The organism is Corynebacterium kalinowskii, assembly GCF_009734385.1.
Lineage (GTDB): Bacteria > Actinomycetota > Actinomycetes > Mycobacteriales > Mycobacteriaceae > Corynebacterium > Corynebacterium kalinowskii.
In genome coordinates, this window is the sequence record NZ_CP046452.1 from 2490403 (window position 1) to 2510218 (window position 19816).

At 60.7% G+C, this 19816-nt stretch carries 21 protein-coding genes; 10 read left to right on the forward strand and 11 right to left on the reverse strand.

The genetic code is table 11. The annotated features are described in order from the left end of the window. Nucleotides 1-9: 9 nt before the first annotated feature. Nucleotides 10-387: a Rieske (2Fe-2S) protein gene (locus CKALI_RS12070; RefSeq protein WP_156193582.1), complete on the forward strand. Its 378-nt coding sequence runs from the start codon at nucleotides 10-12 to the stop codon at nucleotides 385-387. Here CKALI_RS12070 and CKALI_RS12075 read toward each other — a convergent pair. Then, complete coding sequence (locus tag CKALI_RS12075) at nucleotides 363-1406, reverse strand: NADH:flavin oxidoreductase/NADH oxidase (protein ID WP_156193583.1); 1044 nt, start codon at nucleotides 1404-1406, stop codon at nucleotides 363-365. The genes CKALI_RS12070 and CKALI_RS12075 overlap by 25 nt on opposite strands. 60 nt (nucleotides 1407-1466) lie before the next feature. Here CKALI_RS12075 and CKALI_RS12080 point away from each other — a divergent pair, with 60 nt between their 5' ends. Next, nucleotides 1467-2402, forward strand: a complete 936-nt coding sequence (locus CKALI_RS12080; RefSeq protein ID WP_156193584.1) for a bile acid:sodium symporter family protein — start codon at nucleotides 1467-1469, stop codon at nucleotides 2400-2402. An 11-nt stretch (nucleotides 2403-2413) separates the two neighbouring features. Continuing rightward, nucleotides 2414-2722: a hypothetical protein gene (locus CKALI_RS12085; protein WP_156193585.1), complete on the forward strand. Its 309-nt coding sequence runs from the start codon at nucleotides 2414-2416 to the stop codon at nucleotides 2720-2722. On the opposite strand, the gene CKALI_RS12090 is transcribed toward CKALI_RS12085, so the two are convergent. Both CKALI_RS12090 and CKALI_RS12095 read right to left on the reverse strand, forming a co-directional pair. Then, on the reverse strand, nucleotides 2719-3333 hold the full coding sequence (locus CKALI_RS12090; protein ID WP_156193586.1) for a YqgE/AlgH family protein: 615 nt from the start codon (nucleotides 3331-3333) through the stop codon (nucleotides 2719-2721). The two genes, CKALI_RS12085 and CKALI_RS12090, sit on opposite strands and share 4 nt — an antisense overlap. Continuing rightward, nucleotides 3334-4737, reverse strand: coding sequence for a CCA tRNA nucleotidyltransferase (locus CKALI_RS12095; protein WP_156193808.1), 1404 nt, complete (start codon nucleotides 4735-4737; stop codon nucleotides 3334-3336). Nucleotides 4738-4814: 77 nt separating this feature from the next. Here CKALI_RS12095 and CKALI_RS12100 point away from each other — a divergent pair, with 77 nt between their 5' ends. From CKALI_RS12100 to CKALI_RS12130, 7 genes are all read left to right on the forward strand, one after another. Further along, complete coding sequence (locus tag CKALI_RS12100) at nucleotides 4815-5648, forward strand: NUDIX hydrolase (RefSeq protein ID WP_156193587.1); 834 nt, start codon at nucleotides 4815-4817, stop codon at nucleotides 5646-5648. After that, nucleotides 5648-7855: a hypothetical protein gene (locus CKALI_RS12105; protein WP_156193588.1), complete on the forward strand. Its 2208-nt coding sequence runs from the start codon at nucleotides 5648-5650 to the stop codon at nucleotides 7853-7855. Before CKALI_RS12100 ends, CKALI_RS12105 begins: the two co-directional genes overlap by 1 nt. Before the next feature lie 41 nt (nucleotides 7856-7896). Then, nucleotides 7897-10617 (forward strand): murein biosynthesis integral membrane protein MurJ, encoded by a 2721-nt coding sequence (locus CKALI_RS12110; protein WP_231580479.1) that lies wholly within the window; start codon nucleotides 7897-7899, stop codon nucleotides 10615-10617. A gap of 129 nt (nucleotides 10618-10746) precedes the next feature. Continuing rightward, complete coding sequence (locus CKALI_RS12115) at nucleotides 10747-11295, forward strand: RNA polymerase sigma factor (RefSeq protein WP_156193589.1); 549 nt, start codon at nucleotides 10747-10749, stop codon at nucleotides 11293-11295. 10 nt (nucleotides 11296-11305) lie between these two features. After that, a complete protein-coding gene (gene trxB / locus CKALI_RS12120) occupies nucleotides 11306-12229 on the forward strand; it encodes a thioredoxin-disulfide reductase (protein WP_156193590.1) in 924 nt (307 codons plus the stop codon). A 10-nt stretch (nucleotides 12230-12239) separates the two neighbouring features. Further along, nucleotides 12240-12557 carry a thioredoxin gene (trxA, locus tag CKALI_RS12125; protein ID WP_197079716.1) on the forward strand — a complete coding sequence of 106 codons (318 nt, stop codon included), beginning with the start codon at nucleotides 12240-12242 and terminating at the stop codon, nucleotides 12555-12557. A 30-nt stretch (nucleotides 12558-12587) separates the two neighbouring features. Further along, a complete protein-coding gene (locus CKALI_RS12130) occupies nucleotides 12588-13769 on the forward strand; it encodes an N-acetylmuramoyl-L-alanine amidase (protein WP_156193591.1) in 1182 nt (393 codons plus the stop codon). 267 nt (nucleotides 13770-14036) lie between these two features. Here CKALI_RS12130 and CKALI_RS12135 read toward each other — a convergent pair whose 3' ends face one another. The 8 genes from CKALI_RS12135 to rpmH form a co-directional block, all read right to left on the reverse strand. Next, nucleotides 14037-14585 (reverse strand): hypothetical protein, encoded by a 549-nt coding sequence (locus tag CKALI_RS12135; protein ID WP_156193592.1) that lies wholly within the window; start codon nucleotides 14583-14585, stop codon nucleotides 14037-14039. Next, nucleotides 14586-15587: a ParB/RepB/Spo0J family partition protein gene (locus CKALI_RS12140; protein ID WP_156193593.1), complete on the reverse strand. Its 1002-nt coding sequence runs from the start codon at nucleotides 15585-15587 to the stop codon at nucleotides 14586-14588. It abuts the gene before it with no gap. After that, nucleotides 15587-16519 carry a ParA family protein gene (locus CKALI_RS12145; RefSeq protein WP_156193594.1) on the reverse strand — a complete coding sequence of 311 codons (933 nt, stop codon included), beginning with the start codon at nucleotides 16517-16519 and terminating at the stop codon, nucleotides 15587-15589. The genes CKALI_RS12140 and CKALI_RS12145 overlap by 1 nt, the downstream gene beginning before the upstream one ends. Before the next feature lie 36 nt (nucleotides 16520-16555). Next, complete coding sequence (rsmG, locus tag CKALI_RS12150; RefSeq protein ID WP_156193595.1) at nucleotides 16556-17182, reverse strand: 16S rRNA (guanine(527)-N(7))-methyltransferase RsmG; 627 nt, start codon at nucleotides 17180-17182, stop codon at nucleotides 16556-16558. A 126-nt stretch (nucleotides 17183-17308) separates the two neighbouring features. After that, nucleotides 17309-18262: a membrane protein insertase YidC gene (gene yidC / locus CKALI_RS12155; RefSeq protein WP_156193596.1), complete on the reverse strand. Its 954-nt coding sequence runs from the start codon at nucleotides 18260-18262 to the stop codon at nucleotides 17309-17311. An 8-nt stretch (nucleotides 18263-18270) separates the two neighbouring features. Beyond that, nucleotides 18271-18534, reverse strand: coding sequence for a membrane protein insertion efficiency factor YidD (gene yidD / locus CKALI_RS12160; protein ID WP_156193811.1), 264 nt, complete (start codon nucleotides 18532-18534; stop codon nucleotides 18271-18273). Continuing rightward, entirely contained in the window at nucleotides 18497-18847 is a 351-nt protein-coding gene (rnpA, locus tag CKALI_RS12165) for a ribonuclease P protein component (RefSeq protein ID WP_156193597.1), read from the reverse strand. The genes yidD and rnpA overlap by 38 nt, the downstream gene beginning before the upstream one ends. A 19-nt stretch (nucleotides 18848-18866) precedes the next feature. Continuing rightward, nucleotides 18867-19010: a 50S ribosomal protein L34 gene (rpmH, locus tag CKALI_RS12170; RefSeq protein WP_156193598.1), complete on the reverse strand. Its 144-nt coding sequence runs from the start codon at nucleotides 19008-19010 to the stop codon at nucleotides 18867-18869. Nucleotides 19011-19816: the final 806 nt, after the last annotated feature.

A 19816-nucleotide genomic window follows, 5' to 3' on the forward strand; every position in this document is an offset into this window, starting at 1 on the left:
CTCTAAGCCATGACTGATTTTTCTTGCAGCAGGCGTATGTTCCTCCTCGGCACCGCAACCACCTTCGCAGGTGCGGTGCTCGCCGCGTGTGGCAGCGAGAAGGCAGGTGGCGTCGCCATCTCAGACGTACCTGTCGGAAGCGCTGTGTTGGTCGATAATTTCATCATCGCCCAACCATCCGCAGGCGTGTACAAGGCATACAGCAACGTGTGCCCCCACCAGGGCGCTGACATCAACAAGATCGAAGGCGGACAGGCCATCTGCCCGAAGCACAACTCGGTCTTTAGCCTAGAAGACGGGTCAGTAGTCTCCGGCCCGGCGCGAGGCGCCATGGCTCCGGCCAAGCTAACCAAAGAGGGCGATCAGCTCCAGGTCGCGCGGGCGTAGCTCGCAGCCACATCGAACTCGGCCCCAAGCTCATGCGCGGCGCGCCACGGCCAGTGCGGATCGCGCAGTGCGGCGCGACCGATGAGAACAGCGTCGAGTTCTTCGCGTTCCAGATAGCCGTTGGCTTGCGCTGGTTCTGTAATCAGGCCGACGCCGGCGGTAAAGATGCCGGTTTCGCGACGAATCTCGGCCGCAAGATCGGTTTGATAGTTCGGCGCAACCGGGATGTCGGCTGGGACCAGGCCACCGCTGGAAACGGACAGTACATCCACGCCGCGTTCCTGCAGCAGGCGCGTGAGCTCGATCGTCTGAGCGACGTCCCAGGATGCCTGCTCGTCGACCCAGTCTGTCGCCGAAACGCGGACGATCAGCGGCATGCCTTCAGGAATGGTGTCGCGGACAGCGTCGACGACCTCCAAAATGAGGCGGGTGCGTCCAGCGAAAGTGCCGCCGTAGTCGTCGATACGCGTGTTGCTCAGTGGCGACAAAAACTGGTGCAGTAGGTAGCCGTGGGCGGCGTGAATTTCAACGGCGTCGAAGCCAGCAGCGACGGCGCAGCGGGCCGATTCGGCAAACTGGCTGGGAATCTGCAGCACTTCAGCGTGAGTCATGGAGCCGGGCTCGATCGTCTCCCAGCCACCTTCCGCCGGTGGGACGGTTCCGCGAGAGAAACCGGGAAGTCCGGGGTAAGTCGACGCTTTGCGCCCGGCGTGAGCGAGCTGCACCGCCATTTTTGCTCCCTGCGCTTGCGCAAAGGACACGATGGGATGCCAGGCAAGGATGTGCTTGGCCGACCAGAGGCCGGTGTCGCGCGGGCTAATGCGCCCCTCGGGAGCCACGGCGCTCGCCTCAACGATGATGAGGCCAAAGCCACCGACAGCGCGGGCGCCGTAGTGCGTGAGGTGCCAGTTGTTAGGCACGCCGTCTTCCGTAGTCACCTGGTACTGGCACATCGGTGGCAGCCAGATGCGATTTTTAATCTCCAGGTCACGGATGGTCACCGGCGCGAATATATTCATGAGTCCTAAGAATACGCCGTTTCACGTGAAACATGTCTCAACTTTTCCTACAGTTGCCGTATGAAGCCGAAAGTAGACATCCTGATCGTGCTCATCGTGCTCGCCGTCGTCGTGGCTATCATCGCCCCGGTGTCCGGCGCCGCCGCACATGCGTTTTCGATCGCCACTTCCATCGCCATCGCGCTACTGTTCTTCCTCTATGGTGCGCGTTTGTCTCCCGCAGAGGCACTCGCCGGTTTCAAGCACTGGCGGCTCCACCTCACCATCCTCGTGTTTACTTTCGTGTTCTACCCCCTGATTGGACTTGGGCTTAGGCCGTTCGCGGGGAGCATGGGGGACGGCATTTTGTATCTGACCTTGGTGCCGTCGACGGTGCAGTCCTCGGTGGCCTTCACCTCCATCGCGCGCGGCAACGTTGCCGGATCCATCGTGAGCGCCAGTGCGTCGAACCTGCTCGGGGTGATTATTACCCCGCTGCTGGTCATGTTGACGATGCAGGCTGGGGGAGGGGTCAAGGTAGATGGTCAGGTGTTCATGGACATCGCCGTTCAGCTGCTTTTGCCGTTCGTGCTCGGCCAGCTCGCTCGTAAGTGGGTAAAGGGCGTCGCGGCGCACAAAGCAACGAAAATCGTCGACCGCGGTTCCATCACCATGGTGGTCTATTCGGCTTTCTCCGCCGGTATGGTGGCCGGGGTATGGCAAAGCGTCTCACTGACCCAGATCCTCGCACTGTGTGGCTTCTCGGTGGTCTTGGTCATCGCAATGCTGGTGCTCACCCGTTGGATCGCAGGCTTGCTGGGCTTCAACCGCGCGGACCGCATCGCCATCGAATTCTGTGGCTCCAAGAAGTCCCTGGCCACGGGCCTGCCAATGGCGGCCGTCATCTTCGGCTCCGGTGGCTTGGGTCTGCTCATCTTGCCGCTAATGATCTACCACCAGATCCAGCTGATGATCTGCTCGCTGCTGGCCTCGCATTACGCCAAGCAGCCCCACTAAGGTGGTTTCACGTGAAACTTCTCTATGTTAAAACCACGCTGCGGGTCCCCGGAATCGCTCCCGTCGTCCACCTCGCCGAACTCGAACACGCCGAGGGCTCACCGCTGTGCAAGCCAGCGCGCATGCTGGAAGCCACCGAAGACGGCCTCATCACCGGCGCTTTTCGACGCCAACCGCCCCTCAATCACGGCATGTCCCACCCACCCCAGCAACTCATTCCGCACCCAGATTCCTGGGGCGATCTCCCTGATATCACTTCCGACCGCATGACGGCAGAGGAATTTGAGGGGCTGTGGCAAGAGGCCATGCAGAAGTTCTAGTTGTCTTCCAGGTCGGCCGGGAACGTCGCGAATAGCGGCAGCGGCATCGGCTGGCGACGCAGCACCTCGGCCCAAAGGTCCACGGCCCCCGGCGCGATGATGTCGGAGGCGAGAGCTGGGGTGGCGTACCAGTAGCCTTGGCCCAGTTCTTCGGCAAGATCATTGCCTTGCCACTCGATGAAGCCAGCGAACAGGCGGACGGATTCGACGATGTCTTGCAGCTGTTCAATGGGGGTGCGCAGGTCGATGACCACGATCCGGTGGTCGAGGTAGCGCACGAACGGCACCTCCGCCAAGGCAGCGGGCGTGAGTCCCGCCTTGAGTACGCCGAGGGCGACGATCGAATCGCGATTCTCTTCGCCACCAACGTAAAACGCTTGGGGTTTGGCCACGAGGGGAACTAGGTGCTCCATCACGTTGGCTACGGCGATGTCGCCGCGCATATTCAGGGCTACGCCAAGGGTGTGCTCAGCGGTTTGTTCGACCACCATCACGACGCTGCGAGTACGAAAGTCCAGGTCCATGCCGGGGGCGGCCAGGAGTAGGGTGCCGGGGTGGACATCGCCAAGCTCGAGCGCGCGAAAGAGCCGGTCGGCAAAGAAGTCTTCCATTTACTGTTCCTTCCACCAGGCGAGCAACGCCTGCTCGGCTTCCTCGGGGGTGAGCGGGCCGCGCTCCAGGCGCAGCTCTTTGAGGTACGCCCAAGCGCGACCTACCTCGGGACCAGGCTTCAGTCCGAGCAACGACATGATGGCGTTGCCGTCGAGGTCTGGGCGCACGCGAGCTAGGTCTTCCTTTTCCGCTAACTCCGCGATCCGCTCTTCCAACCCATCATAGGCGCGGCGGAGTCGTTCGGACTTGCGTTTGTTGCGGGTGGTGCAGTCGGCGCGAACGAGCTTGTGCAGGCGGGGGAGGAGTTCCCCGGCATCGGCCACGTAGCGTCGCACCGCGGAATCGGTCCACGCGTCCTCACCGTAGCCGTAGAAGCGCATGTGGAGAAACACCAGCTGAGACACATCGGAGGTCATCTGCTTGGAGTACTTAAGTGTCCGGAAGCGCTTGCGTACTAGCTTCGCGCCGACCACCTCGTGGTGGTGGAAGCTCACGCGGCCGGAATCAAAGGAACGGGTGGCTGGCTTGCCCACGTCGTGAAGCAGCGCTGCCCAGCGCAGCACCAGGTCGGGCCCGTCTTCTTCTTGCTCCATGGCCTGACGCAACACTGTCATGGAGTGGGCGTAGACGTCCTTGTGCTGCATGTGCTCGTCGGCTTCCATTTGAATGCCGGAAAGCTCAGGCAGGATGCGGTCGGCAAGTCCCGTGGTCACCAGCAGATCGAAGCCGTCCCACGGGGCCTCGCCGCCGATGAGCTTATCGAGCTCCACCTGGATGCGTTCCGCAGTAATCCGATCGATCTCCGTCGCCATGTCAGCCATCGCCTCGCGCACGCGGGGTGCGACACTAAAACCCAGCTGGGAGACGAAGCGGGCGGCGCGCAACATGCGCAGCGGGTCATCGTGGAAGCTTTGCGACGGCAACGCCGGCGTATCCAATTCACCAGCAAGCAGCGCGTCGAGCCCATTTAACGGGTCATGGAATTCCAGGGTGCCATCGCCGAGGATCTCCACCGCCATCGCGTTGACAGTGAAATCGCGGCGAACCAGGTCGCCCTCCAAGTTCGATCCGAATTGGACCTCCGGGTTACGGGAGGAACCATCGTAGGTATCGGAGCGGAAGGTGGTGATTTCGATCTGCTGGCCGTGCTTTTCTGCAGACAGGGTTCCGAAGTCGATCCCGGTGTCCCACACGACATCGGCGTAGTCGTCAAGAATGGCTCGGGTCACCTCCGGACGAGCGGAGGTAGTGAAGTCAAGGTCGTGGCTCAGCTTGCCGAGTAACGCATCGCGCACCGATCCGCCCACCAGGTAGAGGGCGTGCCCTTGCTCCCCAAACCGTGCGGCCAGAGGGGCCAGAGTTTCGGAAAGGTCTTCCAGCGCGGTGGTTGCGCGGGCGAGCATGCCCAAACGGGCGGTTTCATCGGAATACACCCCGCTTATTCTACCAATCCTCCTATCTGCACCCGGAGCAGGATACGATGTTAAGGATGACTGAGCAGCAGCGACCGAGCGCACACACTCCGGGGCCCCGGCGGAAATCCGCCCAAGGCTCTGCTGCTTCACGCTCTGGGGCAGGGAACAAGGCTGCTGACAAGCCAAACGATAGGGCCGCCGATAATTCTGGCCCCAAAGTTGGTGACGGGGAGAAGTCTCCTGCGAAGCGTCGTCGCCGTCGTTCTCGGCGCCGCAGTTCTGCCACGACGCCCACCACCACAACTCAGGAAGCGGGCCGGGGTCGCAGTCGACGCTCGAACCGCGACAAGCGCGCGAAGGCACGGGGTACGCAGCGTTACCCGGAGCGCTCCCACATGCAGACCAACGATGAGACCTCTGCTGGTGGTCTCGTTGTATCCGGACTCGCGGAATCAGTCAGCGCTAGCGGCGAGGTCGATTTGAGCAAGGTCTACGTTGCCCTCATCGGTCGACTCGACCGTCGCGGTCGACTGCTCTGGTCGATGCCAAAAGGCCACGTGGAGCCAGGTGAGAATCGCGCCGCGACCGCCGAGCGCGAGGTGTGGGAAGAAACCGGTGTCCACGGCGAGGTGTTCGCCGAGCTCGGTGTGATCGACTATTGGTTCGTCTCCGAAGGCACGCGGATCCACAAGACGGTGCATCATCACCTGTTGCGCTATGTGGACGGCGACCTCAATGACGAAGACCCCGAGGTCACCGAGGTGGCGTGGATCCCGGCCAGTGAGCTCATCGAGCGCCTGGCCTACGCCGATGAACGCAAACTCGCCCGTATCGCGCACGACATGCTCCCCGAATTCGCACGCCAGGCGAAAGCGGAGGGAAAGGCAACCCCACGCTAATGGTTGCCCCGCTGCTGCGCACCGCCGCCGCCCTGTCAGCGCTGTCGCTGGCAGCACTGTCCCCGGCGGCTCTTGCCGTTCCGCTGCCGACCTCGCCAACGGACCCCACGATCGCGCACCAATGGGTCAATCCCGAGCTCCGCGCCGTCGATAGCAGCAGCGAGATTAGCTCCCGCATCGAGAGCATCAGTGCCGATGCTTTTGAACTGACCCTGGTAAATGATTCGGGCGCAGTGCTTTCCGACGTCTCCGTGCGCGTTCAGCGCGCGAACCCGGTAACCTCCGTCGCCCAGGCACGCACCGTGCTTGCCGATGAAGAATCGACCTACCACGTCTCCACCCCTTTTCAGGCCGTCCCCATCGAGCTCGCCCCGGGGGAGAGCCACACGTTCTCCGTGAAAGTCGATCACGGTGCACTGGATATGGCCAAGGATGGGGTCTACCCAGTACTCATTAACGTCAACGGCGAACTCGGCCAAGGTGGCCAGCAATTCTTGGCATCGGAGCGAACGCTCATTCAAGTCGGCACGCCCCGACCAGAGCACCCACTAGCTCCCGTCACGATGCTCATACCTGTGACCGCGCAAAGCGACATCCTCCCGGGGGAGACCGGCGAAGCGCCGAACCAACCCCCGCTCATTTTGCAGTCTGAGCAACTCGCCAAAGACATCGCGCCCACTGGCCGCCTCACTAAGCTTCTCGACGCCCATCGCCGGCACGCCGCTACCAGCTGCCTCGCCGTCGACCCGGAGGTCGCGCTCACGGTGAGCCGCATGGCCGATGGCTACCAGATCGCCGAGGAACGCCCGAACCCGGTGGCGCACAAGCCACGCCTGCGTGACTCCTGGGGTTCCAAGAACAACAAGATTGATGCCACGCCGGGGCAGGGGAGCACAGACGCGCGCGCCTGGCTGAAACAACTGACGGACATTGCCCAAGGCGGCGGTTGCGTCGTGCCCATGTCGTGGGCGAACGCAGAGCTCAACGCCGTGGCCGCCACCGGCAACGCCGGCTTGCTGCACTCCGCCGCCCTGGAGGGCAGTGCGGTGCTCAGCGAACTGCTGGGTGCCCCTGTGCGTCACGACGTCATCATCCCCGGCTTCGGATACCTAGAGCAGCGCACCGCCACGAGCCTCGACGAGCTCCTCCCGGCTCCGGCCACCGCGCTCGTGGCTGACAACACGCTTCCGGATAGCGCGGTCAGTGTCGGCCAACACCTCACCGCCCTCGGTTACGATGCTGCGCTGGCCTCACAGCTGGGCACCTTGGGAGACACTCCGGGCACCGTCGGTTACAGCAATCAATGGCAGCGCTTCGACTATCGACTCGATTCCAATGCCGCGCGCCGATCCAGCGCCACCGCTGCGCTCTACCTCGCGGCCACCGATGACGATCAGCCGCTGCTCGTCGTGCCACCGGCCGACCTCCAGGTTGAGGATGCCACTGCGCTGCTGGACCAGATGCAGCACCTCATCGATGCCGGCGTGGCCACTGGCCAGCCCCTGAACTCCTATTTGGCCGCCCCGCCGAAGGCCACGGCCTCGCTGACCGGCTCACCTTTTGAAGACCCCACCGTTGTGACAGACACCGAGATCTTGCGGGCCAGCCAGCAAGCTAAGAGTATCGACGACCTCACGTCCCTCATGACGGTGGAACCGACCATCGCGCTCACCCCGCAGGGCTTCACCGAGCCCCTACGCCGTGACCTGCTCCGCGCGATGTCTGCCAGTGGGCGACGCACCCTCATGGGCTACGATTCCCGCGTACAAACCTCCGATGCCATCCTGCGGGCCAATAGTGACATTCTGCAGCAACTGCGATCCTCCGTGGTTCTGTTGCCACCGGGCAATGTCTACACCCGCACTTCGGAATCCTCGCCACTGTTCATCGTGGCAGAGAACGGCCTTCCGCTGCCTGTCGACGCCCGCATCAGCTACACCGGCCCGGAGGACGCGATCATCAGCGTCGCCGATTCCTTGAAGATTCCGGCCCGCGGCTCCATCACCACCCAAATGATGGCGGACCTCCCAGAGACCAAGAGTCGCACTGACTTGACCGTGTGGCTCGCCTCTCAAAACGGTGCTCCGATCAGCTACCCAGTCGACATTGGAGTGCAAACCCGCTCCGGAGTACTGGGAACCGGCGGCATCGTCGCGCTGCTGCTCGCAGCCCTTGCCTTCGTGATGTTTCACGTGAAACGTCGCTGAGCTTTTGCATTTCTCTCCCAACCCCCTAAGAATGGCCTTTCGTGGACTCATCTAAGCAACCCCAGGGACAACGCGGCCGCTTCGTCCAGCCGGCGCCGCCCGCGCCGTCGACAAGCCCCGTAGTGCCTAAGCCTCGCACCGCGCCGCCGCGTGACGACGACCGCTCCCTGCTCACGCACCGCCCAACGGAGCCAGAGCAGCCTCAACAATCCGACTCGGACCTCGTCCGATCTACCGGATCGATGGCAGTCGCCACGCTCGTCTCGCGCATCACCGGATTCCTTCGCAATGCGATGATCGTGTGGACGCTCGGCGCAGCCATTTCTTCCGCCTTCAACACCGCGAACACGCTACCGAACCTTATTACGGAAATCGTGCTCGGCGCCGTCCTCACCTCGCTGGTGGTACCGGTGCTCGTGCGCGCGGAGAAGGAAGACCCGGATAGGGGAGAGGCGTTCGTCAGACGCCTGTTCACCCTCGCGGCGGCGCTGCTGGTGGTGGTCACCACGCTCTCCGTAGTCAGCGCGCCACTGCTGACCGTGCTGCAGCTTCGCTCGGATGGCCAAGTCAACCTCAGCCAAGCCACCGCGTTCGCAGTGCTGCTGCTCCCACAGATCTTCTTCTACGGCATCTTCTCGCTGTTCATGGCCGTGTTGAACACGAAGGGGATCTTTAAGCCCGGGGCATGGGCACCCGTGGTTAATAACCTCATCGCGCTGGCCACACTCTGCGCGTATTGGCTCTTACCAAACAAACTCACCGCCGATCAGCAAGTATCGCTGACCGATCCGCACGTCTTAGTGCTTGGCATCGGCACCACGCTGGGCGTGGTGGTGCAGGCCCTCATCCTGCTGCCATACCTGCGCAAAGCGGGGGTCAATCTCAAACCGCTGTGGGGCATTGACGACCGCCTCAAGCAATTCGGTGGCATGGCTCTAGCGATCATCGTCTACGTCGCCATTTCCCAGGCCGGCTACATCGTCACCACCCGTATCGCCTCCGGTGCTTCCGAGGCCGCCCCGAATATCTACCAGCAGGCCTGGCTGCTGCTCCAGATGCCGTACGGCATCATCGGTGTCACCCTGCTCACTGCCATCATGCCGCGCCTGTCGCGCCGGGCCGCAGAGGGCGATGACGCGGGCGTGGTCGCCGACCTCACCCTCGGCACCAAGCTCACCTTCCTGGCGCTGATCCCGGTGGTCGTGTTCTTTACCGCCTTTGGTACGTACATCTCCATCGGTCTCTTTGCCTATCTTGAGTTCTCCCTCGAAGCCGCCACCACCCTCGGCTGGACCCTGTCCTTCTCCGCCTTCACCCTGCTGCCATACGCCCTCGTGCTGTTGCACCTGCGCGTGTTCTACGCCCGCGAAGAGGCATGGACCCCGACCTTCATCATCGCTGGCATCACGGTCACCAAGGTGATCCTGTCGTACCTGGCTCCGGTCATCGCCACCTCCCCAGAGCGCGTCGTGGTCCTCCTGGCCGCGGCCAACGGCTTCGGTTTCATCGCCGGCGCCGTCATCGGTGGGTTCCTCCTGCGTCGCCACCTCGGTTCCTTGAATGGTCGCGATATTCTGCGCTCCGCACTGTGGGTGGGCGGCGCCTCGGTGGCCGGTGGCGCTGGTGCCTGGGTCCTCGATCTCGCGCTGAAAGCTTTACTTGCACCGATTTGGGAGAGCATCGGTTCCGCAGGATTCTTGATCCGCACCGCGCTGCTGGGCATCTTCTTCCTCGTTATCACGATCGCGGTCCTGGCAAAGTCACCGCTGGAGGAAGTGCAGGGTTTCGCGGACGTCGTAAAGCGCAAGCTCGGGCGAGGCACCCCGCAGCAGGCCGCCGCGGTCAGTATGGCCGTGACCCCAACCGAGACCATGCCGATCCCGGCACCAATGTCCGCCGGCCTGGTACACCCGCCACGCCTGCTGCCAGGCGCACCCGTCCTCGACGGGCGTTACCGACTCCTCGCCTCCCACGGTGAATCCGGCGACGAAGGCGTGAGCGCCAAATTCTGGCGTGCGAAAGACCTCAGCACCGGCCGAGACGTCGCCCTCACTTTCGTGGACACCGCCTGCGAGTCCGCCGCCGCCTCCGCAGGTGCAGCCTCCGAAGTCACCCGTCGCACCCGCAAGCTCGCCTCCCTCGGGCTCACCTCGCTGCCAACGGGTATCCGTGTGGTCGCCTACCGCTCTGGCTGCTTGATCATTGCGGACTGGGTCGAAGGTTCCGCCCTGCGCGCTGTGGCCGAAGCCAACACCGCCAACCGCGACGCCGCCGCCCAAGCTTTCGCACCGCTTGCCGACGCCGCTGCCGCTGCGCACACCGCGAACCAGCCACTGGGGCTCGACAGCATTGACCGGGTCCGCGTCTCGAAGTCCGGCTCAGCCGTGCTCGCTTTCCCAGCAGTTCTCGCGTGCAATAGCCAGGACGAGGACCGCCACACGCTCATCGATGCTTTCCGGCTGCTGACCGACGAATCGATTTCCGGCACCGCTGCCGAGCTCGGCGCCACGCTGCGCGGCTCTGAACCTGTCGCTCCGCTACCGGCTGTGACCGAGACCGTGGCCGAGCCGACCAAGCGCGCGGGCTTTGGTGCCAAGCGCTACTCCCGCACCATCACTGGTCTGCTTTTCGGCATTTCCATCACACTGGTGGCGATCATCGCGATGCTCACCGCCTACCTCATGGGTGTCCTCGGCGGCTTCCGCGATGACTCTCCGGTGAAGGTGGAACCACACGTTGTGTATAACTCTCCTACCGGCTAGTTTCGCGGCGCACTGACTGCTCGGCGCAGTGTTATCCACAGGGGGATGGCACTCGCCGAGCAGTTTTTTGTGCTCCAAGGCACAATATGAAGCGCAAGGGGGATTGCTAGAGACTCGGGGGAGTATCTGATGAATCTGTGCACTGACACGGCACTCGTATCCAATTACATCGACGGCGATGAGCGCGCTTTCGCGGAAATTGTTGGGCGCTATCACAATTCACTGTGGTGGACCGCCCGCCGCCTGGTGGCCACTGACTTCGACGCCCAGGACGTGCTGCAGGAAGCCTATCTCCGCGCCGCCATGAACTTGAAGCACTACCGCGCCGAATCTAGCCTGAAGACGTGGCTGCACCAGCTGGTGCGCAACGCGAGCTATGACTACCGGCAAGTGCGCTACCGCACCACCGAAATTGCGCTTGTCGACGACGCTGACGCCGACATCCCACACGCCACCTACGATCCGCTGTCCGCGCTCGACCTCACCTTGACCCTGGCCAGCGCGCTCTCGCGTCTGAATGAACAGCAGCGCGCGATCCTCATCATGGTCGACATCCTGGGCCACACTATCTACCAGACCGCTGAGAACCTGGGGATCTCCTCGGGAACGCTGAAGTCGCGCCGCTCGCGCGCCAAGCACTACATTCGGCGCAGTCACCCCGAATTGGTGGGAATGTAGACTGGTCTACATGACTAAGATCCATGACGTAGCAATCATCGGCTCCGGCCCTGCCGGATACACCGCCGCCATCTATGCCGCGCGCGCGGAACTCAAGCCGATCATGTTTGAAGGCATCGAATACGGTGGTTCCCTGATGACCACCACCGACGTGGAAAACTTCCCAGGCTTCGCCCAGGGAATCATGGGCCCAGAGCTCATGGAACAGATGCGAAACCAGGCCGAACGCTTCGGTACCGAAATGCTCATGGAGCTGGTGGACCGCGTCGACCTCTCCGGGGAAATCAAGAAGATTTACGTCGGCGACGAAGAGTACCAGGCACGCTCCGTCATCCTGGCAATGGGAGCTGCCCCCCGCTACCTGAACGTCCCAGGCGAGCAGGAGCTGCTGGGCCGTGGCGTATCTTCATGCGCGACCTGCGATGGCTTCTTCTTCCGCGATCACGACATTGCGGTCATCGGTGGCGGCGATTCCGCCATGGAAGAGGCCACTTTCTTGACCAAGTTCGCTAAGTCGGTCACCATCGTGCACCGTCGCGAGGAATTCCGTTCTTCCGCAATCATGCTCGAGCGCGCGAAGAATAACGAGAAGATCAAGTTTGCCACCAACAAGGTCGTGTCGCGCGTGTTGGGTGAAAACAGCGTGGAAGGCTTGGAGCTCAGTGACACCGTCACCGGGGAAACCTCCGTGCTACCGGTAACCGCCATGTTCGTGGCTATCGGCCACGATCCGCGGTCCGTCATGGTACAGCCAGATGTCAAGACTGACGAGTCCGGCTACATCCTGGTGGAGGATCCGTCAACCCGCACAAATATCCCTGGTGTGTTCGCCGCCGGCGACATTGTCGACAGCCACTACCAGCAGGCCATCACCGCTGCCGGTGCAGGTTGCCGCGCTGCCATCGACGCAGAACACTACTTGGCAAGCCTCTAAAGGAATAAAAATGATTATCAATGTTACGACGGAGACTTTCCGTTCCACCGTCATCGACTCGGACAAACCAGTTCTGGTCGACTTCTGGGCTGAGTGGTGTGGACCCTGCAAGAAGCTTGGTCCCATCCTCGAACAGGTTGCTGAGGAAATGGGCGAGGCGGTAACCATCGCGAAGGTAAACGTGGACAATGAACGTACCCTCGGCGCTATGTACCAGATCATGTCCATCCCGGCTGTGATGATTTTTAAGAATGGCCAGAAGGTCGATGAGTTTGTTGGGGTGCGTTCAAAGCAGGACATTATTTCCCGGCTCCAGCTGGTAGCATAAGTGACCGAAAACCTTCCAGAAAGGAGTACCGTGTCCGAGTTGTTGCGGGTAGGAGACAAGAGCCCTCGGGTGGCAGAAGTGCGTACCATCCTCATGGGTCTCGGGCTGATGCACGGCGATGACGCCGAGCTGAAGCCCCAGCAATCCCGCCAGTTCTCGGACAAGGACACTCTTTTCGACGAAGAGCTGGCTGGCGCCATCCGCGCCTTCCAGCAAAGCCGTGGCATCCTCGCCGACGGCATCATCGGCGACAAACTACTCCGCATCCTCCGCGAAGCCTCCTACCGACTCGGTAACCGCGTGCTGATCTTCCAGCCCGGGAACGTAATGGTGGGCGATGACGTAGTTCAATTGCAGACTCAACTCCAGGAGCTCGGGTTCTATGCTCACCGAGTAGACGGGCAGTACAGCGAAGCCACCTACAACGCGGTGAAGAACTACCAGCTCAACTATGGCCTCAACGAGGACGGCATTGCCGGACCTGATACTGTGCGTGCACTCGGATTGCTCGGACGTCGCATCAAAGGTGGTTCCCGCCAGGCCATCAGCGAGCGTGAGCAAGTCCGTAAGGCAGGCCCAAAGCTCGCCGGCAAGCGTGTGGTCATCGATCCACACCTCGGCGGTAGCAACAAAGGCCAAATGGTTCAGGGAAAATTTGGACAGATCAGCGAAGAAGAGATCCTGTGGGATCTAGCCACCCGCATTGAAGGTCGCATGATTGCCGCTGGCATGGAGGCCATCCTCTCCCGCCCGCGACTCGCCGACCCAAGCACGAAGCAGCGCGCGGAAATCGCCAATGCTTTCGGCGCGGACCTGCTCATTACCCTCCAGTGCGATTCTTACCCGAACGATAAGGCCAGTGGAGCCGCCACGTTCTACTTCGGCTCCGACATTGGTGCGACCTCACTCACCGGCGAGATGCTCTCCGGATACATCCAACGTGAAGTAGTCGCCCGAACTGGACTGGTCAATTGTGGTAACCACGCTCGCACGTGGGAAATCCTGCGCATGACCAAGATGCCAACCATTGAGCTCGTGTGCGGCTACCTCACCAACCCGGTCGACGTCTCGATCCTCACCGACCCGCTCAAACGTGATGCCATCGCCGAAGCAGTAGTGGTTGCCGTGAAGCGGTTGTACCTGCTGGAAAACGACGACCAGCCGACCGGCACCTTTAAGTTCACCGAGCTGCTGGCAGCCGAAGGGCAGTAGCCTCTTACGCTCGCGCGATGATCTCGCCGTGTGGCATGCAAAACCAAGCATCTTAGTGTCGCCCGGATGCCTGCCACGCCGCGGAGATCTCGCGAAGTGTTGTCGTGCCCTTTGGCTGACGCGAAAGCGGAAGCGACTGCGCATTGCGATGGATCAATCGCCATAACTTTTCCCTGGGGATACACCATCGTTGCCAATTCCAGGGTTATGAAACCTGGCGCACAATTGGCATCCCAGATTCCGGCTGACCCTCCCGTCGCGGGGGAGCTAGCCTACGGACACGCTGAGCAGTTCCTCAACCTCAGCAGCGGCCAACAACCCATCCACAGGCGGCAATTCCATTCGGTACCGTGGCACCTCGTCATGGTCCACAAGCAGCGAGAATCCTGCTTTGACCAGTACATTCTCGGGGATGAGACCAATAGGACCAAACGTTCCGGAGCGCCAGCCGAACGCCTCGACTGCGGGGATATCGCGTGCGACTAGATGGCCGAGAACGGCGTCGACAAGCACAGCACTGAGAGAAGAGTCCATGGCCCCGGTAAATAGGGAGCTAATCAGGGTCGCGTCCGGTGAAGCCGGGCCACTGGGCATTTCACCGGCCCCCGGCAAGAGAGATGGCGCTGCAAAGAGGATCGTGGCAGCAGGGGAGTCTGCGACCGCCGAGAAGCCACAGAGACCATAGGTCATGAGGGTGCTGGACAACCACAGTTCTTTTTCCATCGCGGGGTCGGCGACATCCGACCCTGCCTCCCAAAACGCGGTGCGCAGGCACGCCGGATGCACGTTTTGCAGCGTGACCGGCTCGATGCGCATTTAGCCCTCCAGCAGATCCATGATGCGCTGAAAGTCGTCGTGGTCGCCGAATTCGACCACAATCTTGCCCTTGCGCTTGCCTACCTGGACGGACACGCGGGTTTCAAAGCGGTCGCCGAGACGGCTGGCGGCCTCAGTGGCGAAGGCCGGGGGAGGGGTCTTGGTGCGCTTTGCGACGTCCGGCTGGTCACCGCGGTTCATCAGGGTCACCGCCTCTTCGGTGGCGCGCACCGACAGTCCCTCGGCCACGATGCGGGTGGCCAATTCTTCCTGCGCCTGAGCGCCGGCCTTCAGACCCAACAGCGCGCGGGCATGGCCGGCGGACAGCACACCGGCGGCTACCTTGCGCTGCACCGGAACCGGCAGTGCAAGCAAACGGATCATATTGGTAATCAGCGGGCGGGATCGGCCGATTTTCTCGGCGAGTTCTGCTTGAGTGACACCGAACTCGTCCAAGAGCTGCTGGTAGGCCGCCGCTTCTTCCAGTGGATTGAGCTGGGCGCGGTGGATGTTCTCCAGGAGTGCGTCGCGAAGCATGTCGCCGTCGTCGGTGTTGCGGACGATGGCAGGGATCGTCTGCAGGCCAGCCTTGCCCGAGGCGCGCCAGCGACGCTCACCCATGATGAGCTCGTAGCCATCGCCCTTTTCGCGAACGACGATCGGCTGCATGAGGCCGAACTCCTTGATGGAGTGGACGAGCTCGTTCAGCGCTTCTGGGTCGAAGACTTGGCGTGGCTGCTTCGGATTCGGGCGGATCGAGTTGATCGGGATTTCGCGGTAGGTCGCACCGAAAGCGGTGTCGGACTGCTCGGCGGCAGCGGCATCAGCTTTGCGGGCTGCAGCAGGCTTCGGGGTAGCTGCCTTGAGCGCGGAATCCCCAGCATGTCCACCAATAATGATGTCTGCAGCACCGTTGGTAAGCCGTGGCTTTTGCTCCGGTGCACTCGGGATCAAAGCGGCAAGACCGCGACCGAGACCACCTTTACGAGTTTCATTAGCCACTAGTTATTCTCTCCTTCGGGTGCTCGTCCAATCGGGCCGCTGTCTTCGGTAGGCAGGTAGTCGCCGCGGTTCGCGATCTCCTTTGCCGCATCCAGGTAGGCGAGTGCACCGCGAGAACCTGGGTCGTACTGCAATACGGTCTGGCCGAAGCCAGGTGCCTCGGAAACCTTGACGGAACGTGGGATGACATTCCTCAGTACTACGCTGCCGAAGTGCTCGCGCACCTCGTTTGCCACCTGCTCAGCAAGCTTCGTACGAGCATCGTACATGGTGAGCAAAATGGCGCTGATGTGCAGGTTCGGGTTGAGGTGCTGCCGGATCATCGTGATGTTATTCAGCAGCTGGCCGACGCCCTCCAGCGCGTAATATTCAGCCTGGATCGGGATAATCACCTCGTCCACGGCGGTCATGGCATTGATGGTGAGCAGTCCGAGGGACGGCGGGCAGTCAATGATGACGTAGTCGAAACCATGCTCGTTCAAGAAGTCCTGGTTCAGGGCATCGGACAGCCGGTATTCGCGACGCACCATGGAAACTAGCTCGATTTCAGATCCCGCCAGGTCAATGGTGGCGGGAATGCAGTACAGGTTCTCCGTGAAGGAGGAACGCTGCAACGCTTCCGCGGCGGTGCATTCTCCGATGAGCATCTCATAGGAAGAGAGCACACCGGAATGGTGCTCGGCACCGAGTGCAGTGGAGGCGTTACCCTGCGGGTCTAGATCGACCACCAGCACTTTCAGACCATGCAGCGCTAGGCCAGCGGCGAGGTTGACGGAGGAAGTTGTCTTACCCACGCCACCCTTTTGGTTAGCGATGGTGATCTTCCTGGTCTTTTCCGGGCGGGGAAGTGACAGGGCATTTGGCGTCATCACCTTTGCAGCACGCCTAGCTGCGGCTGCGATGGGGGTGTCGTCCCAAAACTGCTCGTCCATTCACATTTCCCTTCCCAACAATTAAGCTCTCTTATCCTACTTGATCCGCGGCACAATGATGAGCGTTGTCGGCTCTTCCACCACGTCCTGGCCCACCAACCGGATCTCGGCGAGCCCGCCTCCGGCCTTCTTTATCTCCTTGTCATCGCGCTCCAGCTCCTCCGCCACGGAGGAACCCTTCAGCGCGATCATCTTGCCGCCCTTGCGCAGCAGTGGAAGGGACCAACCGGCAAGTCTCCCCAGCGGGGCAACGGCGCGTGAGGTCACGACGTCGACAAGCCCAACCTCGGCCCGCACCGCCTTTTCTTCCGCGCGCCCGCGCAGGACGGTGACGTTATCTAGCGCGAGCTTATCGACGACTTCGCTCAGAAACACCGAGCGCTTCAGCAATGGCTCAATGAGGGTGATCGTCAGATCGGGTCGGCGGATGGCCAATGGAATTCCCGGCAAACCGGCACCGGAACCGATGTCGGCAACCTTCACGCCTTGGGGAATCGCTTCTTCCAAGACGGCGCAGTTGAGGATGTGTCGCTCCCAGAGACGGGGAACTTCGCGAGGGCCAATGAAGCCACGGGTAGAGCCGTCGGTGGCGAGTAGTTCGTGATACTGCTCGGCAAGGTGGTAGCGATCCCCGAAGTAGTCCTCTGGTTTCACGTGAAACATCCCTTCTGTTTTCTTACACTCTACGCTGCGCAAAATTGAGCTTGAATCTGGTGATGCAAACCGGTGTTTTCCCTTCCATGGGGCATGAAAAAAGCCGCCCTGTCAAGGGCGGCCTCTTTGTGATTACTACTTGCGCTTCTTCTTTGGATTGTCCGGGCGCTGACCTGGCTTCGGGGCAGTGGCACGCTTGGCGGCCTTCTTAGCCTCGAGCTCGGCTTCCTCTTCCTTGTCCATCTTGTCAAAGACGTACTTCATCTGGAAGTAGGTCCAGATGTTGTTGGCACCCATGTAGCACAGCAGGCCGATGTGCCACAGCACACCGGTGAACAGAATGGTTGCTGGCATGAACCAGAGCATCATCTTGTTCATCATGTCCATCTGGGATGCCATCATCTCGTTGCTTGGAGCCTGTTGGCGACCAGAGGCAATGCGCGCTTTCTGGCGATCCAGTGACATGCGGGCATTGAAGTGAGTAGCCAACACAGTCAGGAGAATCAGTGGCGCTGCAACAATGATGATGTTTGTCTTGGTGAAGTCCACCGGCTGGAATGCTTGGTACATCTCGGAAGGCATGGAGATGTAGGAGGACAACGGCACACCGAAGAGTCGAGCACCGAGGAAGGACTGCACGTCCTCCGGCTTAAAGAAGTAGTTCGCGGTGTTCGCGTTCTCTTCAATAGACATACCCAGCTGACCGGTACCGGTACCAGTGCGGTTGAAGGAACGCAGCACGTGGAACAGACCAATGAACACTGGCATCTGGATGAGGATTGGCAAGCAACCTGCCAACGGATTGACGCCCATCTCCTTCTGGAGCTTGCGCGTTTCCTCCATCATCTTCTGCTGGTCATTCTTGTACTTTTCGCGAATTTCCTGCATCAGCGGCTGCATTTCCTGCATCTTGCGACCGGAACGCATTTGATCCATCGTCGGCTTGACCAGGAGAATACGGATGGTGAAAGTCAGGAAGACAATGGCCAAGACCCAGGTGATTCCCGAGTCTGGGCTGAGCACGAGGGAGAACACCTTATGCCAGAACCAGAGAACGACCGAGATCGGCCAGTAGACGAAATTGAGCACTGTGAGTCTTAACTCCTTTTGTTGGTGCGTGGGCGGACGGGATCAAATCCACCCGGATGCCAGGGCCCACATTTGCCAAGCCGTACCAAGGTGAGCACAACTCCCCGGAGGGCGCCATGCTCCCGCAGCGCGTCCAACGCATACGCGCTGCACGTTGGCTCGAAACGACAGGTCGAACCCATCTTAAGCGGTGAGATGTAGTTTTGGTATATCAGAACAAGGCGCAGCAAGACCTTAGTCACGGGTGAGCTTTGCGAGTGCATAGCGCACATCATCCATGAGCTCCTTGCTGCTTACTTGTCCGGCGCGCGGGAGCGCCCTAATAACAACGTCGCAGTCGGTGGGGATAGTTCCCGCCAAGGCACTGCAGACATGCCGAAGCCGCCGGTAGGTTCGATGTCTTACGACCGAATTACCGACGGCTTTGGAAACGATGAGACCAAAGTGAGGTCCGCCGAAGCGAACGATTTCACTTTTGTCCGCGCGCGCGAGGTGCACAACAACCGATGTGGTTCCTGTGCGTCGGCCGCCCCGAACAATGCGACGGAACTCAGCAGAGTTCAGCTTATATTGCTGCGGGAGCATGCCTGACCTTCGCGAAAAATTACGCGGTCAGCTTTGCACGGCCCTTGCTACGACGAGCCGACACGATTGCGCGACCAGCACGGGTGCGCATACGAGTACGGAAGCCGTGAACACGTGCACGACGACGGTTGTTCGGCTGGAACGTCCGCTTGCCCTTTGCCACGGTTACACTCCTAAAGTTTTCTTATGGGAGATATGCAGCAGCCAGTAATCCCAGGTGTTGTGTACGTGGGGTACTTTCGCGGCCGCATGTCACCCAAGTTAAGTGGATGATTGTTGAAACTCGGTGGCAGGAAATGTGTCGCGCAGCTAAGCGCGCTTCACAGGCCGACTAGCCTCCGAGCCGCCTGGACTACATGAGTAGGCCGGGCGCAGATGCACACCAAAATCAAGTGATGTGACAGACAGGAGCAAGCCTACGCCATGGTGGACAGGCAAAACAAATCGACACGCCGACTCATTCGGGTACCCCTTGAATGACATTTTTGTAATTTAAACGCAGCTAAACGACGTTTTCCCACGGTTATCCACATGTAGCACCACCCCTACCCAGAACTTCGTTTTTCTGCTGTGGACAGGACGCTATCGCGCCGAGTAAAGATGGAGATATCCGATTTACTCACAGCCTGTGGGAAAATCACATTGTGTATAACTCTCAACTGAAACTTCAGACTTTGTGATTTTTCACAAGAAAGAGCAGGTCAGAGCGTTACACAACCTAAAGAAATCTATCCACAGGCCGTGCCGTATCCTGTGAATAACTAGCCAGAAAAAGTTATCCACAGGTGTGGACAATTCTGTGGAAGCACAGGACAACGCCATTTTGTAGTTGTGGACAATCCATCCACTGGCTGCCTAATGACAACAAATGAACTAAACGCTCAAGGACCCACATCCGGGTTCCTGGTGGTTTGCCGAGCTCAAGAAAATTGCGTAAGGCATGGCCATTGCTGACCTAAAGGACCATAA

Coding starts and splice junctions, on each gene's coding strand:
- CKALI_RS12070 (WP_156193582.1), top strand. CDS start 10: ATGACTGATTTTTCTTGCAGCAGGCGTATGTTCCTCCTCGGCACCGCA.
- CKALI_RS12075 (WP_156193583.1), bottom strand. CDS start 1,406: ATGAATATATTCGCGCCGGTGACCATCCGTGACCTGGAGATTAAAAAT.
- CKALI_RS12080 (WP_156193584.1), top strand. CDS start 1,467: ATGAAGCCGAAAGTAGACATCCTGATCGTGCTCATCGTGCTCGCCGTC.
- CKALI_RS12090 (WP_156193586.1), bottom strand. CDS start 3,333: ATGGAAGACTTCTTTGCCGACCGGCTCTTTCGCGCGCTCGAGCTTGGC.
- CKALI_RS12095 (WP_156193808.1), bottom strand. CDS start 4,737: ATGCTCGCCCGCGCAACCACCGCGCTGGAAGACCTTTCCGAAACTCTG.
- CKALI_RS12100 (WP_156193587.1), top strand. CDS start 4,815: ATGTTAAGGATGACTGAGCAGCAGCGACCGAGCGCACACACTCCGGGG.
- CKALI_RS12105 (WP_156193588.1), top strand. CDS start 5,648: ATGGTTGCCCCGCTGCTGCGCACCGCCGCCGCCCTGTCAGCGCTGTCG.
- CKALI_RS12115 (WP_156193589.1), top strand. CDS start 10,747: ATGAATCTGTGCACTGACACGGCACTCGTATCCAATTACATCGACGGC.
- trxB (WP_156193590.1), top strand. CDS start 11,306: ATGACTAAGATCCATGACGTAGCAATCATCGGCTCCGGCCCTGCCGGA.
- trxA (WP_197079716.1), top strand. CDS start 12,240: ATGATTATCAATGTTACGACGGAGACTTTCCGTTCCACCGTCATCGAC.
- CKALI_RS12135 (WP_156193592.1), bottom strand. CDS start 14,585: ATGCGCATCGAGCCGGTCACGCTGCAAAACGTGCATCCGGCGTGCCTG.
- CKALI_RS12145 (WP_156193594.1), bottom strand. CDS start 16,519: ATGGACGAGCAGTTTTGGGACGACACCCCCATCGCAGCCGCAGCTAGG.
- rsmG (WP_156193595.1), bottom strand. CDS start 17,182: ATGTTTCACGTGAAACCAGAGGACTACTTCGGGGATCGCTACCACCTT.
- yidD (WP_156193811.1), bottom strand. CDS start 18,534: ATGTGCGCTATGCACTCGCAAAGCTCACCCGTGACTAAGGTCTTGCTG.
- rnpA (WP_156193597.1), bottom strand. CDS start 18,847: ATGCTCCCGCAGCAATATAAGCTGAACTCTGCTGAGTTCCGTCGCATT.